Origin of the sequence: Amycolatopsis orientalis DSM 40040 = KCTC 9412, from assembly GCF_000478275.1 — a bacterium.
Taxonomy (GTDB): domain Bacteria; phylum Actinomycetota; class Actinomycetes; order Mycobacteriales; family Pseudonocardiaceae; genus Amycolatopsis; species Amycolatopsis orientalis.
Map to the genome: position 1 here is coordinate 254,593 of NZ_ASJB01000064.1, position 14,619 is coordinate 269,211.

Below are 14,619 nucleotides of genomic sequence, written 5' to 3' on the forward strand. Positions count from 1 at the left end.
CCCCATGCGAGCACGAGACTTGATGACGACCCCGGTCGTCACCGTCACCGCCGAGACGACCGCCAAACACGCGGCCGAAGTGCTGACCGAGCACGGCTTCACCGCTTTGCCGGTGGTGGACGACGACGATCGGCTGATCGGCATCGTGACCGAAGCCGATCTGATCCGCGACCGCTTCCCTCTGGACATCCGGTCCGGCGGCAAATCCGGTGCCCGGCCGAAACCGGTCAGCACGGTCGGCGAGGCGATGACGACACCCGCCATCGGGATGAGCGCCGGCGCCGACCTCGCCGAAGTGGGCAAGGCGTTGCTCGACGGCAAGATCCGCGCGATGCCGATCGTGGACGGTTCTCGGGTGATCGGCATCTTGACCCGCGGCGACTTCGTGCGCGCTTTCGCGCGCGGCGACACCGCGATCGCCGCGGATGTGCGGCATCACCTCGCCGTCTTCGGCGGTTCCAGCCGGTGGACCGTCGAGGTGGACGACGGCGTCGTCCGGATCGGCGACGCCTTTGACGACGACACCGACAGGCACGTGGCGAAGGTCATCGCCGAAGCGATCCCCGGTGTCGTGCAAGCCGAAGTGACCTATCAGGAGGATGACCGATGAATGCCGCCAACCAGAGGATCGTCGTCGGGACCGACGGCTCCGAGCCGGGACGGGCCGCCGTTCGCCAGGCCGCCGCCCTCGCCGACGCACGGGGGCTGGGGCTCCTGATCGTGCATGCCCTTCACCTGGAGCAGCTGTCCTACAGCGGTGGGCTGGCGGGGCCGGCACCATGGTTCGACGACCTCGCCGCTTACGGGCGGAAGGTACTCGACGAGGCTGTCGCGGAAGCCGAAACGACCGCTCCCGGCATCCGGGTGGACACCGCCATGCCGCAGAATTCGCCCATACCGTTCTTGCTCGACGCGTCGGAGTCGGCGGCGATGCTGGTGGTCGGTGCCTCCGGGAAGGGATTCTTCTCCGGAATGATGATCGGTTCGACGGCGTCGGCCGTCATCGCCCACGCGAAGTGCCCGGTACTGGTGTTGCGAGGCAGGAAGGGCACCACGAACTACCCCGACGGTGGCCCCGTCGTCGTCGGGATCGACGGCAGCCCGGTGAGCGAACGGGCCTTGGCCACCGCGTTCGAGGAGGCGTCACGGCGTAACGCTTCCCTGGTGGCCGTGCATGCTTGGTCGGACATCACCTACGACGACGTCTACGGCATGGCGCGACTGGTCACGAAGTGGGAGTCCATCGAGGGCGACGAACGCCGGCTGCTCGCGGAACGCCTCGCCGGCTGGCAGGAGAAGTATCCGGACGTGGTCGTGGAAAGGGTGCTCGTCCGTGATCAGCCGCGTCACGCGCTGCTGCAGTGGAGCGCCAAGGCGCAGCTCGTGGTCGTGGGCAGCCGTGGTCGTGGCGGGTTCACCGGGCAGCTGCTCGGCTCGGTCAGCCAGGCCCTCTCGCACCACGCCGAATGCCCGGTCATGGTGGTCCGGCCGAGCTGAGTCCGTACCGGCCGCGGCGGGTTCGATCAACGGTCTCCGAAGGTCGGCCCGCCCGGATCCCGTTTGAGTTCCGTCGCCAGCACCGCGGCCTGCGTCCGGCGCTGAAAGCCGAGTTTCGACAGAATCCGGGAGACGTAGTTCTTGACGGTCTTCTCGGCGAGGAACATGCGTTCCCCGATCTCCCGGTTGGTCAGGCCTTCCCCGATCAATTCGAAGACCGTGCGTTCTTGCTCCGACAGGTCCGAGGTCGGGTCGTCGCGGTCGCGTTCACGGCGGATCCGGTTCATCAGCGCGGCGGTGGTGCGGCTGTCGAGCAGGGAACCACCGGACGCGATGGTGCGGACGGCCGACACGAGGTCGTTGCCGAGCACCTGTTTGAGGACGAAACCGGATGCCCCGGCCATGATCGCGGTGAACAGTGCTTCGTCGTCCGCGTACGAGGTCAGCATCAGGCAGCGCAGGTCCGGTTGATTCGACAGCAGTTCCCGGCACAGTTCGATTCCGGTGCCGTCGGGGAGCCGCACATCCAGGACCGCGATGCCGGCGTCGCTCTTGGGGATCCGGGCCAGCGCTTCCGACACCGACGCGGCTTCGCCGGTGATCTCGATGTCCGGCTCACTGCCCAGCAGGTCGGCGAGTCCACGGCGGACGATCTCGTGGTCGTCGACGAGGAACACCTTGGTGGTCATCGGAGGGTCCTTCCGCCGCAGGTTCCTGGCCGTATCTTCGAAAATACCCGCGCGATCCGGGTCCCGCAGCCGCCGGGGGTACTTGGTCCCGGCGATCGGAGCCGTCCGTACCTGCGCCCGCACCCGGCTCGAGGCGCACTGTGGAGGCAGACCGAAGACAACAAGAGGGACGGGGAAATGGTGGAGCGAAGGCAGCCTGAAGGCTGGTCGCCTGCGGAGATCGAGGTGCTGGCGAGGGCTTTGCTGCGGGCGCCGTCGGTGCACAACATCCAGCCGTGGTTGCTGGACTTCGACGGCGACCGGCTGCTGCTGATCGAACGCCGGGACCTGGTCCTGCCGGAACATGATCCGGACGGCCGGGACCGTCTCCTGTCCTGTGGGGCCGCGCTGGCCAACGTGCGGCTCGCGGTCCGTGTGCTCGGCTTCGACGCCCGCACCGAGATGTTCCCCGATCCGGGCAGGCCGGAGCTGGTCGCGACCGTCGAGCCGGGACCGCGTTCGGCGCCCGCCCCCGACGAACTGCACCGGTACTCGGCGATCGAACGACGGCACAGTTACCGGAGGCCCTTCTCGGCGCGGCCGGTACCGAGGCATGAGATCGTGGCTCTGCGGGCAGCGGCGGCGGCGCAGGGGATCGAAGCCAGACCGATCCTGGACGAACTGGAGCTGACCCAGGTCGCGGACCTGCTCGAGTTCGCCGCGGAGGCGTATCAGCACGACCACGGTTATCAGCGTGAGCTGGCGTTGTGGACGATCCGTGACGAACGGGCCCACGGCGTCGGCCTCGCCACGAGCGCCATCCCCACCGGATCGCTGCCGTGGGCCGGATTGGTCCGCGCTTCGACCGCGTTGCCCGACCGGAGTGTGCTGAAGCGTCGTCTCACCGAGGAGACCCTGCTCGCGTTCGTCACCCCTGGCGACACCCGGCACGACCGGCTGCGGGCCGGGTATGCCCTGCAGAACACCTGGCTCAGTGCCGTCGACCATGGCCTCGTGGGATCGGTGCTGACCCAGCCGCTGCATCTGCCCGAGGTGCGCTCCGCGCTTCGCGATGACCTGGAGCTGGGCGGCTTTCCCCAGGCCTTGATGCGGTTCGGCTATTCGTCGGGCCCGGTCGAGGCCAGCCCGCGGCGTGTGGTCGCCGAGGTGCTGGGGACGGGATTCAAGGCCTGACCGCGCTCAGGTGACGAAGGTCCTGCTCCGAAGGGCCGAACGCCGTCTGCCGATGACGATGGTCCGCCCCTAGTTTCGGCACATGGCCGGGACGCCCCTGGCGTGTCCGGTGAACGACCACGAACGACGGAGGGTGATCCCCCTGCTGACCGGCATCGACCGTGAACAAGGCCTGCTGGACGCGCTGAACGGCTATCTCGCCGCCGTCGGTGCCACTCTCGGAGTCGGCGCGGAGTCCTGCACGATGGACGTCGACGCGCCCGTGTCCGCCTACATCGCGCTGGACGGCAGGCTCGCCCGCCATCCCGACCGCGATATCGCGTTGCTCTGGGACGAACGGCACGGGTGGTCGTTCGCCATGGAGACGTACTCGGGCGAGGACCTGCTTGTCCTGGCGTATCTCGGCGACGAAATCGTGCCCGCGCCCAGCCGGGTGGCCGGTTTCGTGGCGGCCCTCTCGCTCGGCGGGCCGATCTCCGCTCCGGTGCCGCCCGATCTCGGCGATCACCGGGAAGACCTGCCGAACCGCCTCGCGCGCTATCGTCTGGGTTGGGTGCCCGCCGGCGCCCTGCGGCTGTCCCAAGCGGTCTGACAGATTCTCCGGCATCTGGCCTCGGTGAGCCTGGACGGTTCGTTTGTCCTTTATGGACACGGAGAACGGCGCAGGATCAAGACGCGTCGCGACGGAAGGCGGCGCGGTAGTCCCTCGGGCGTCGTCCGGTGTGCTTGGTGAAGAGGGCGGCGAAGGTCCCGGGGTCCCGGTAACCGACCGCGGTGCAGATTCCGGCGACCGTGCGGTCCGTCGTCTCGAGAAGGTGGCGGGCGCGCCGGACCCGTGAGGACTGGAGATACTCGAGCGGGCTCTGGCCGGTCTCCTCCGCGAAGCGCCGCAGCAAGGTCCGCGAGCTGACGTTGAAGGTGTCGGCCAGGGCGGCGAGGTCGTAGCGGGCGGCCAGGTTCTGGTCGAGACGCCGCATGACCCGGCGGGAGAATTCGTTGCCGGGCCGGGGAAGGAGCCGCGCGTCGACGTAGGGGGTCTGGGATGTTCGCGCGTCGTCGACCAGTGCCACCCGTGCTGTCGTCCGTGCCACTTCGGCGCCGCTGTGCTCGCGGATCAGTTCGAGTGCGAAGTCGTACATGGCACTGAAGGCCGCCGTTGTCGTGACTCCCTTGTCGGTGACGACGAGGTGCTCGGGCCGGACATCGGCCGCGGGGCATCGTTGAGCCAGTTCGTCGGCGAAGAGCCAGGAAGTGGTCGCGCGCCGGCGATCGAGCAGCCCTGCCTCGGCGAGCAGGAACGCTCCGACACAGATCGAGACGACGGCGTTGCCCGTCGCGGCGTGGGTCCGGATCGCCGCGATCTCCCCGGCCAAACCCCTGATCTTCGCGTCGAGGTCGAGGTCCGGCACCAGCTCGAATCCCGGCACGACCAGGACGTCCACCTCACGCAGTGGCGAGACGGTCAGCGCCACGCCACCCGACGCGACGACCCGGCGGCGATGCGAGACGACAGCCACGTCGTATTCGGCGGCGCCGACGTGGGTGGCCATGGTGAGGAGATCGGGGACGCCGAACACCTCGGACGCGAAACAGCCCGGATAGGCCAGGACGCCGACTCGCAGCATATGGCGAGATTACCCCCATATCTGGCGATCCGGCCTCTCGCTGCTGGTGGGGTCGCCGGGCCAGGCTGTCGGCATGCGCGAACGACTCGACGATGCGATCACCGATTTCTCCCGCCGCCGGGTGGAGGTGGACGGGGTGCCGAAGACGGTGTACGTCTCGGGTTCCGGTCCCGCCGTGGTGCTGATGCCCGAGATGCCCGGCATCAGTCCCGACGTCCTCCGGTTCGCGCGGTGGGTGCGGGACGCGGGACTCACCGTCTACGTCCCGTCGCTTTTCGGGACCGACGGGGCGTACCCCTCGGCCGAAGACGGCGAGCAGGTGGCCCGTCGCGCGTGTGTGAGTGCCGAGTTCCGGGCGTTCGCAGGCGGCGGCACCAGCCCCGTCACGACCTGGCTGCGCGGACTCGCCCGGCTCGCCCATGCCGAATGCGGCGGTCCGGGAGTCGGCGCGATCGGCCTGTGCTTCACCGGGAACTTCGCCCTCACCATGACCCTCGAACCCGCCGTCATCGCGCCCGTGGTCAACCATCCGTCGTTGCCGCTGGACGATCCGGGCGGGCTGGAACTCGATGACGAGGACGCGCTCGCGGTCCGGGACCGCGTTCAGCGCGACGGGCTGAAAGTGCTCGCCTACCGCTTCGCAGGCGACCGCTGGTGCACCGGCCGTCGCTTCGCCGCTTATCAGGCGCTCCTCGGGGGCGCCTTCGACGGCCGGGTCCTGCCGGACAGTGCCGCGAACACCGACCCGCCCTCGTTCTTCCGCGAGGTGGTCGGCACCCCGCACAGCGTCGTCACCGCCCACCTCGTCGACGCAGAGGGGCACCCCACGCTGCGCGCGAGAGACGAGATCCTCGCCTTCCTGACCGACCGCCTGACTCCCACTCCTCGTGAGTGGTAATGACGGTTCTAACCGTCATTACCACTCACGAGGAGTGAGTCAGCCGAAAACCCGGCGCTGGATCTCCCGGCGGTAGTCCTCGAGGGTGTTGTCCAAATGGACGGCGGTGGCGTGTGCCGCCGCTTCCGGGTCACCGTCCCGGATCGCGCGGAAGATGGCCGCGTGTTCTTCGATGGCCTCCGCGGCGTGACCGCCGACGGTGCCGTGCAGGCCGATGATGCTGCTCTGGTGCTGCAGGCGGCGGGCCTCACGGACGGAGGCGACCAGGAAGTCGTTGTGCGAAGCCGTGGCGATTCCGAGGTGGAAGTCGTCGTCGCCGCGTTCGAAGACCGCGGTCTGACTGCTCAGGTGTCCTTCCTTGCACGTCTCGGCCGCCGCTTCGATGGCGCGGAGTTCGGCGGGAGTCGCGCGGGTCGCGGCGAGCCTGCTGGCCGAGGTCTCCTGTACCCGGCGGAACTCGAACAGCATGTAGACGTGGTCGAGGTCGGTGGGCAGGAAGAACCCGCCCCAGCGGGCCGAGCCCAGCATCCCGTCGTCGTCCGCGACGTAGAGCCCGCGCCCCTTCTGGGCCTTGACCCGGCCGATCGCCGACAGGATCTTGATCGCCTCCCGCACCACGGTGCGGCTGGAACCCAGCTGCGTGGCCAGGTCGTTCTCGGTGGGCATCCGGTCGCCCGGCCGCAGGCGCAGTTCGCCGATGAGCTGGAGGATCCGCTCCGCCACCAGTTCGTAGCCGGGCTTGTACGAACCGGTCTCCTGATCTCTTGTGGACGCACCGGTACCGGCCGGAAGGGACGCACTGTCCACCCGCTTGCCTCCTACAGTGTGGGACCACCGGGAAGAGCGTGTGTCATCCGTCGGTCCAGTGACCCTGCCTCCGAGGCTGCCAGCTTACGCGCCGATCGGGCCCATACGGCTGGGAAGATCGGGGGATTGATCAGGCTTATGTCTTGACTCCAGGGATATCGACCGGCTGTTATGTGTGATCTAAGCAGCTCGACCGACCTCAGATCACCGTCGTAGCGCCACTGGGGGCGTCTGGTCTGGTGTTTTTCGTCTCCGAATGAGTCAGACACATTCTGGCAGCTTCGCCCGCGATGTACCGGTCGGCGGGCACCACAACGTAGTGGAGTCGCTCATGACAGCGAAGCTCGACCCTGACGGCGGAACCACTCCACGCACCGGTCCCCGGCGGATCCCGTTGCTGGCAGGCGTCGTCGCGCTCCTCCTGGCCGCGGTGACCGCCTGCGGCGACGGCGGGCCCGCGAAAGCCCAGAACGAGTTCAAGCCGGTCGAGCAGACGGGCGGCACGCTGACGGTGTGGGTGGATTCGACCCGCCTCGCCGCCGCGCAGCTGTATCAGAAGCAGAACCCGTCCGTGCCCATGAACATCGTCACCTACGACGGCGACGCCAACGGTTCGAACTACCTGCAGACGAAGGTGAGCCTGTTCAACCGGACGGGCAACGGCTGGCCGGACGTCGTCTTCAGCTCGCAGAACAACGAGACCACCTGGGCCGTGCCCGCGAAGTTCACCGCGCCGCTGAACAAGGGCCTGATCCCGAAGGACCTTCTCGACGGCTGGGCGCCCGGCGCCAACGATCCGTGCCTGGTGGACGGCACGCTTTACTGCCTGCGCAACGATCTTTCGCAGACGGTGCTCTGGTACGACGCCACCCTGATGAAGGAGTGGGGCTATCAGGTCCCCGCCACCTGGGAGCAGTACGAGGCTCTCGCCAAGCGGGTCGCGGCGGAGCATCCCGGCTATCTGGCCGGTTCCGTCGGTGACGCGTTCGCCCCGGAGATCTACCTCTGGGCGGGCAAATGCGGCGCCAACCAGATCACCGGGCCCAAGGCGGTCACCGTGAACACGACCAGTCCCGAATGCACCCGGATGGCGTCGCTGCTCGACGGGCTGATCAAGAACGGCACCTTGACCACCAGCGGCGTGTTCAGTTCGGACTTCGGGAAGAACCACGCCGGCAAGATCCTCATGATGCCCGGCCCGGCGTGGTTCGGCGGCTCGGTGTTCCGGGAGACGTTGAAAGTGCCGGCGGGCCGGATCGGGGTCGCCCCGATGCCGCAGTGGTCCGGCGACACCAGTCCCTCGGTCGGCAACGTCGGCGGTGGCACGTGGCTGCTGTCCGCGCACAGCGCCAATCTGAAGGCCGCCGGCGACTTCCTGACCTGGGTGACCACCTCGGACGACTACCAGGGCAAGCTCTCGCCGGGCTATCCGGCATACGGGCCCGCGGCCAAGACGTGGCTGGCGAACCAGGCGACCTCCGGGTACTACGCCAACGACATCGCCGCGCCCTTGCAGGCCGCGGCGGGTCAGGTGTGGCCGGGGTGGGGCTATGGGCAGTTCAGCCAGGAGGCGATCTGGGCCGCGACGGTCACCCCTGGCCTGAACGAGGGCAAGACCATCGTGTCGATGCTCCCGGAGTGGCAGACCGCGATCGCGAACCACGCGCGGTCCGACGGCTACCAAGTCGGCCCATGACGCCGACCAGGCGAGTGCGGTGGCGTGGCCGCGCCGGACACGTTTTCGTCGCGCCCTACGTGGTGCTGCTGATCGCGTTCGGTGTCGTCCCGACCGGGTACGCGTTCGCTTTCGCCTTCACCGATGACAGCGGCATCTTCGTGGGGTTCGCGAACTTCGCCACCGCCGCGAGCGACTTCCGGTTCGTCGCGGCCGTCGGGCACGTCTTGCTGTACCTGGTCTTCTGGCTGGTCGCGCTCGTGGTCTTCGTGGTCGGACTCGCGCTGTTGCTGCACCGTGTCACGGCTCGCGCCGTCGGCGGGTCGCTGCGGTTCCTCTACTACATTCCCGGTGCCCTGGCCGGGGCGGCGAGCGTGCTGGTCTGGCTGTTCATGCTCGATCCGGCGGTGAGCCCGGTCGGATTCCTGTTGCGGGCGTTCGGTTTCGACACCTTCGGCCAGGTGGTCGCGCCGGGGCACCTGCCGGTCCTGTTCACCCTGATCGCGTTCTGGACCGGCGCCGGTGGCTGGATCGTGGTGCTGCACGGGGCGTTGAACAACATCTCCCCGGACCTCATCGAGGCGGCGCGGATCGACGGCGCGGGAGCCTGGCGTACCGCGTGGCACATCCAGCTTCCGTTGCTGCGCAAGTGGATCGTCTACATGGTAATCCTCGCCTTCGCCGGCGGGACCCAGCTCTTCGTCGAGCCGCAGCTGCTGTCACAGGCGAGTGTCGGGGTGGCGGGCCGGGACTTCTCGCTCAATCAGCTCTCCTACGACTTCGCCTTCCAGAACGGCGACGTCAACACCGCCGCCGCGATCTCGGTCGAGCTGCTGCTGGTCGGGATCGTCGCCGCGGCCCTGTTCGTCGTGCGATCGGGGTTCTTCGATGCCGAGTGACACCCGGCCCGCGAGACCGCGTCGTCCGCCGTCGAATCCACTGTCCACAGTGGTCCTCGTGCTCTTCCTGCTGTTCTTCACCCTCCCGGTGCTCTGGCTGGGGCTGGCCGCCACGAAGACCGACGACCAGCTCGTGCGTGACCACCCGCTCTCCTTCGGCTCATGGCAGGCGTTGCGGGCGAACTGGGAAACCCTGACCGCCTTCGGGGACGACGCGATCTTCCGGTGGCTGGGCAACTCGGCGCTGTACTCGTTCCTCGCCCTCGCCATCACGCTGTGCGTGGCGATCCCGGCGGGCTACGCGCTTGCCAAGACCGAGTTCCGCGGCCGCCGGATGTTGCTGGTGGTCACCCTCGTGGTGATGCTCATGCCCAACGCGACCCTGGTCGTGCCGCTCTTCCTCGAACTCAACGCGGTCGGCCTGATCGGCTCGATGTGGTCGATCGTTCTGCCGTACTCGTTCTACCCGTTCGGCGTGTACCTGGCGTACATCTTCTTCAGCACCGCGGTGCCCGGCGAACTGCTGGACGCCGCCCGGCTCGACGGCTGCTCGGAGTTCGGCGTGTTCCGCCGCGTCGCCCTTCCGCTGGCCGTCCCGGTGGTCGCGCTGGTCGGGTTCTTCGGCTTCGTGACCAACTGGACCAACTACTTCCTTCCCTACGTCCTGTTGCCCGCGAGCGACCGGTTCCCGGTCCAGGTCGGACTGGGGGAGCTGCTCAACAACGTCCCCCAGTTCAACCCGACCGTCGGCGAGCTGGCGGTCCAGCGCCCGCAACTGGCGCTGGCGACGTTGCTGGCGATCACCCCGGTGCTCGTCGTCTTCCTTTTCTCCCAACGGTTCCTCGTCGCCGGGATGCTCGCCGGCGCGACCAAGGAGTGACCTGCGCGCCCACTGGAACGGAGAGCTCACGGATGTATCCCGTCATCACCGCCTCAGTGCCCCTGCTCGAACCGCCTGCCTGGGCGATCGCGCAACGCGAACTGTTCGCTCTGCTCGACCACGCCTGGCGCCGGTTCGAGCACGACTTCACCGGTCCGGACGGGCAGCTGCGCTACCACTCCGGGCTGACCTCACGCGACGGGGTGGACGACTTCTACGAGACGTTCTTCAACTGGCCGCAGCTCTACCTGCTCGGTGGGGCGGACGACCTGCTGTCCGCCTCCGAATGGCACTGGGAGGGGGTGACCCGGCAGCTCGCCGGTCTGGGCATGCTGCAAGACGAGTACGAGCGCGGCTACGACTGGTTCCACCAAGGCGAGAGCCTGCAGTTGTTCTACTTCCTGTGCATGGCCGCGCCCGATCGCTGGGCGGAGCGCGCCCTGCGCTTCGCGGAGCTTTACGTCGACCCGGCGTACGGCAACTACGACCCCGGCCACCGGATCATCCGCCGTCCGCACAACGGCAGCGATCCCTCGCGGGAGGGGTTGTTCGACGGCGGGTCCTACCCCTGGCTGCCCGAGGAAGCCCGGATGTACGGCTTCCCGTTGGACTGGGTGCTGCCACCCGGCGCCGGCGAACCGGACCGCGACCGCGACCCACGGCTGGGCGAGGAGATGCGCCGGCGGATGGCCGTCGGGGACACCGCGGTCAACCTGGCGGCGTCCGGGCTCGTCCTGAACGCGCTGATCCTGTCCGGGAAGGAGCGCTACCGGGACTGGATCGTCGAGTACGTGGGCGCCTGGCGGAAGCGTGCCGCCGCGAACGGCGGCATTCTGCCCGACAATGTCGCGCCGGACGGCACGGTCGGCGGGCTGCTGGAAGGCCGCTGGTACGGCGGGCATTACGGCTGGTCCTGGCCGCACGGCTGGTACAGCGTCGGGCAGGCCGCGACGATCGCGGCGCTGGCGGCGGTCACGGCGACCGGTGACGAGTCCTTTCTCGACCTGGTGCGCCCCGCCCTCGACGAGGTCATCGCCCACGGCAAGATCATGGCGTTCACCGACGCGGACTCCAGCCTCCAGTCCCGCTGGGTCGCCCAGCTCGGCGACGACGTGCACGCGCTCACCCTGCATGTCCCGCTGCGGTATGCCGATCGGGGCTGGTTCGACTACAACCCGATGCTGATGGCCGTCCCCACCGCTCTGTGGCATCACACCGCCGCGCCCGCAGACCGGGATCGCATCGACCGGCTGCGCGCGGCCGACAGCCACGACTGGCGGACCGTCCGGGCGTTCCGCAGCAAGGAAGAGGCCGGGCATGAGGAGCCGTGGCTGGCCTTCCTCGCCGGGGACAACCCCGAGTACCCGGAGCGGATCCTGGCGGCCGCGCAGGCTCAGGTGCGCCATCGGCTGGCCAGGATGGAGCGGTACCGGGACCGAGAAGTGTCCGAAGAGGACATCCACTTGTGGCAGCAGTCCAATCCGGTCGTCACCGAGGCTTTGGTCCAGCTCACCTGGGGCGGACCCCAGGTCATCTACAACGGGGGCCTGCAGCAGGCACGCGTGCGGTACTACGACGCCCAGGCCAGGCGGCCCGGCCTGCCGCCCTCGGTCGCGGCGCTCGTCTCCGGCATCGAACCGGAGGCGACCACGGTCGAGCTGGTCAATCTCGACCCGGAAGCCACCCGTTCCGTCATCGTGCAGGCCGGAGCGTTCGCCGAGCACACGATCCGCTCCGTGCGGCACACCGTCTGCGCGGACCCGTCCTGGATCGGTGGCCTGTACGACTACGGCCATCGTGAGCCGGTGGTGACCTCGGCGAGTACGCGGGCCGACGGGCCATGGCTCGAAGTGGACCTGCCGCCCTCCAGCCGGATCGGCCTCACCCTGCGCCTGGATCTGCACGACCGGCAACCGTCCTACCGGACGCCCTTCGATCGACCGAATCACCAGCCCCGCACTCCGGAAAGGTGAAACACGATGCATCCCCGCAGCAGATCGATGATCGCCGCGCTCGCCACGGCGGCCACAGCCCTCACCGGGCCGCTACTCACCGCCACTCCCGCGTTCGGCGCCGAGCCCGCGACCGTGCGGATCGTCGTCGACCCAAACGGAAACGACCGCGCCGCGGGCTCCGCCGACCGGCCGGTCGCGACCCTCGCGAAGGCGCAAGAACTGGCCCGTGCCGCCGTCGGCAAGAGCGACGTGGTCGTCGAACTGGCCGACGGTGTCCACCGGCTGGCCGAACCGCTGAAGTTCACCAGCGCCGACTCGGGCCGTAACGGGCACAAGGTCACCTGGCAGGCTTTGCCGGGTGCGACGCCGCGGGTGTCCGGCGGTCAGCCGGTGACCGGCTGGACGCAGCACGACGCGGGCGCGAACATCTGGGTCGCACCGGTACCGCAGGGTGCCGACTCCCGCCAGCTCTATGTGGACGGAACGCTGGCACCGCGCGCCTCGATCGCCATCTCGCGCAACGACGTGCAGATCACCGCGCGGGGGATGACCATCACCAACCCCGCGCTCAACTACCTCGCGACGCTGCCGCAGCAGAACCGGATCGAGCTGGAGAGCCTGAACTCGTTCACCGACCGGTTCTCGCCCGTGCAGAGCATCAGCGGCACCACCGTCACCATGCAGCAGCCCGCCTGGAACAACAACAACTGGGGCTACGACACCCTGGCCAAACCGTTCGCCGGTGGTGGCCTGACGCTGCACAATTCCTACTCGTTCCTGAAGAACGCCGGACAGTGGTATCTCGATCCCCAGGCCGGACGGCTCTACTACAAGGCGGCCGCCGGTCAGTCGCCCGTCGGCCGCGACGTCGTGCTGCCGCGCCTGACCTCGCTGGTCCAGATGAGCGGCACCCTCGCGAACCCGATCCGCGACGTCACCGTGCGGGACATGGTCTTCGAGCACACCACCTGGCTCCAACCGGGGACCTCGGCCGGCTACGCCAACCAGCAGAGCGGCACATCTATCGCGACCGCGCACCAGATGCCCGGGGACTTCCTGACCTCGTGTCAGTCTGGCTGCCGCCTGTTCGAAGGCGCGCGCAACAACTGGGGCCAGATGCCCGCCGCCGTCCAGGTCTCGGCCGCCACCGGCATCACCTTCACCAACAACACCTTCCGCCATCTCGGCCAGGTGGGGCTGGGAATCGGCAACGACGCGAACGCCAACCAGTCGGGTGTCGGCCTCGGCGCGTCCGACATCACCGTGACGCAGAACAGCTTCAGGAACCTCTCCGGCGGCGGGATCGTCGTCGGCGGGGTCCGGCCGGACGCGCACCACCCGTCCCAGCCCGCGATGGTCACCAAGGACATCACGATCAAGAACAACCTGGTGACCGACGTCGCCAAGGACTACAAGGACATGGCGGGGATCCTGTCCACCTACGTCACGCGCGCCGTCATCGAGCACAACGAGGTGTCCAACCTGGCCTACGACGGCATCGACGTCGGCTGGGGCTGGGGCGCCAACGACCCCGGCGGCAGCCAGGACTACCGCAACCGCGGCCTGTACGACTTCCAGCCGGTCTACACCACTCCGACGACACTGCGCGAGACCATCGTGCGGTACAACGTCGTCCACGGCACCAAGAAGTCCCTGCACGACGGCGGCAGCCTCTACAACCTCTCCGCCAATCCCGGGGGCTCGATCGACCACAACCTCGTCTACGACAACCGGAGCACGGTCGGTCTCTACCTGGACGAGGGCTCACGGTACGTCTCCGTGGCGCAGAACGTGGTCATCGACAGCGGCGTCTGGGCCTTCACCAACGCCGGTTCGACCAACAACACCAGCGACAGCGTCTTCGCCGAAAACTGGTACAACACCGGCGCGACCAGGGTGGTCACCGGGCCTCCGCACAACAATGTCCTCAGAGGGAACGTCCAGGTGACCGGGGTCTGGCCCGCGGGAGCGCGGCAGGTCATGGCCCAGGCCGGTATCGAATCCGCCCTGCGGCCCGTTGTCGGCGACGTCCTCGCGTTGGCCGCGGGTAAGTGCCTGGACGTCAGCGGCGGCAGTACCGCGGCGGGGACGCAGCTGCAGATCTGGGGCTGTACCGGCGGGACGAACCAAACGTGGACGCGGACCGCGTCGGGGCAGCTGACCGTCTACAGCGGTGGTGACACCAGGTGCGCGACCGCCCTCAACGGCCAGACCGCCCCCGGCACGGCGGTCGTGATCGCCCAGTGCACCGGTGGGGCGAATCAGCAGTGGCGGTTCGACGCCACCGGCTCGATCGCGGGTGTGCAGTCCGGGCTCTGCCTCGACGTCACCGGGGCCGCCACCACCAACGGCGCCAAGGTCGTGCTCTGGACCTGCCACGGCGGCGCCAACCAGCAGTGGACCCTGTCCTGACCGCGCTCCTGTCTGGCGTGAGGCCAAGGACGGGCTGAAGGACGCTTTCGTCGCATCTCACGCAGCGAAGGGCGCTTTCCCCGCGTCACATGCGGGGAAAGCGCCCTTC

At 68.6% G+C, this 14,619-nt stretch carries 13 protein-coding genes; 10 read left to right on the forward strand and 3 right to left on the reverse strand.

All coding sequences use genetic code 11. The features are described from left to right. The first annotated feature begins 4 nt into the window (after positions 1 to 4). Positions 5 to 610, forward strand: coding sequence for a CBS domain-containing protein (locus tag L324_RS22815; protein ID WP_037312100.1), 606 nt, complete (start codon positions 5 to 7; stop codon positions 608 to 610). Then, positions 607 to 1,497 (forward strand): universal stress protein, encoded by an 891-nt coding sequence (locus L324_RS22820; RefSeq protein WP_037312103.1) that lies wholly within the window; start codon positions 607 to 609, stop codon positions 1,495 to 1,497. Before L324_RS22815 ends, L324_RS22820 begins: the two co-directional genes overlap by 4 nt. A gap of 26 nt (positions 1,498 to 1,523) precedes the next feature. Here the strand turns inward: L324_RS22820 and L324_RS22825 are convergent, their stop codons facing one another. Beyond that, entirely contained in the window at positions 1,524 to 2,186 is a 663-nt protein-coding gene (locus L324_RS22825) for a response regulator transcription factor (RefSeq protein WP_037312579.1), read from the reverse strand. A 177-nt stretch (positions 2,187 to 2,363) separates the two neighbouring features. Between L324_RS22825 and L324_RS22830 the strand changes: the two genes are divergently transcribed. Together L324_RS22830 and L324_RS22835 are read left to right on the forward strand one after the other, a co-directional pair. Next, entirely contained in the window at positions 2,364 to 3,359 is a 996-nt protein-coding gene (locus L324_RS22830; RefSeq protein WP_037312106.1) for an Acg family FMN-binding oxidoreductase, read from the forward strand. Between the two features lie 82 nt (positions 3,360 to 3,441). Next, positions 3,442 to 3,951: a DUF6292 family protein gene (locus L324_RS22835; protein WP_328286155.1), complete on the forward strand. Its 510-nt coding sequence runs from the start codon at positions 3,442 to 3,444 to the stop codon at positions 3,949 to 3,951. Positions 3,952 to 4,027: 76 nt separating this feature from the next. Here L324_RS22835 and L324_RS22840 read toward each other — a convergent pair whose 3' ends face one another. Next, complete coding sequence (locus L324_RS22840; protein ID WP_037312109.1) at positions 4,028 to 4,984, reverse strand: GlxA family transcriptional regulator; 957 nt, start codon at positions 4,982 to 4,984, stop codon at positions 4,028 to 4,030. 73 nt (positions 4,985 to 5,057) lie between these two features. On the opposite strand from L324_RS22840, the gene L324_RS22845 reads away from it, so the two are divergent. Then, positions 5,058 to 5,882 carry a dienelactone hydrolase family protein gene (locus L324_RS22845; protein ID WP_037312584.1) on the forward strand — a complete coding sequence of 275 codons (825 nt, stop codon included), beginning with the start codon at positions 5,058 to 5,060 and terminating at the stop codon, positions 5,880 to 5,882. A gap of 39 nt (positions 5,883 to 5,921) precedes the next feature. On the opposite strand, the gene L324_RS22850 is transcribed toward L324_RS22845, so the two are convergent. Then, on the reverse strand, positions 5,922 to 6,689 hold the full coding sequence (locus tag L324_RS22850; protein ID WP_235783618.1) for a FadR/GntR family transcriptional regulator: 768 nt from the start codon (positions 6,687 to 6,689) through the stop codon (positions 5,922 to 5,924). Positions 6,690 to 7,020: 331 nt separating this feature from the next. On the opposite strand from L324_RS22850, the gene L324_RS22855 reads away from it, so the two are divergent. From L324_RS22855 to L324_RS22875, 5 genes are read left to right on the forward strand one after another with little or no spacing between them, the layout of a single operon-like run. After that, positions 7,021 to 8,385, forward strand: coding sequence for an ABC transporter substrate-binding protein (locus L324_RS22855; RefSeq protein ID WP_051174046.1), 1,365 nt, complete (start codon positions 7,021 to 7,023; stop codon positions 8,383 to 8,385). Continuing rightward, entirely contained in the window at positions 8,382 to 9,263 is an 882-nt protein-coding gene (locus tag L324_RS22860; RefSeq protein WP_037312113.1) for a carbohydrate ABC transporter permease, read from the forward strand. The genes L324_RS22855 and L324_RS22860 overlap by 4 nt, the downstream gene beginning before the upstream one ends. Beyond that, a complete protein-coding gene (locus tag L324_RS22865; RefSeq protein ID WP_051174047.1) occupies positions 9,253 to 10,143 on the forward strand; it encodes a carbohydrate ABC transporter permease in 891 nt (296 codons plus the stop codon). Before L324_RS22860 ends, L324_RS22865 begins: the two co-directional genes overlap by 11 nt. 32 nt (positions 10,144 to 10,175) lie before the next feature. Then, a complete protein-coding gene (locus L324_RS22870) occupies positions 10,176 to 12,116 on the forward strand; it encodes a DUF8034 domain-containing protein (protein ID WP_037312116.1) in 1,941 nt (646 codons plus the stop codon). A gap of 6 nt (positions 12,117 to 12,122) precedes the next feature. Further along, positions 12,123 to 14,510 (forward strand): ricin-type beta-trefoil lectin domain protein, encoded by a 2,388-nt coding sequence (locus L324_RS22875; RefSeq protein WP_152546965.1) that lies wholly within the window; start codon positions 12,123 to 12,125, stop codon positions 14,508 to 14,510. Positions 14,511 to 14,619 lie beyond the last annotated feature (109 nt).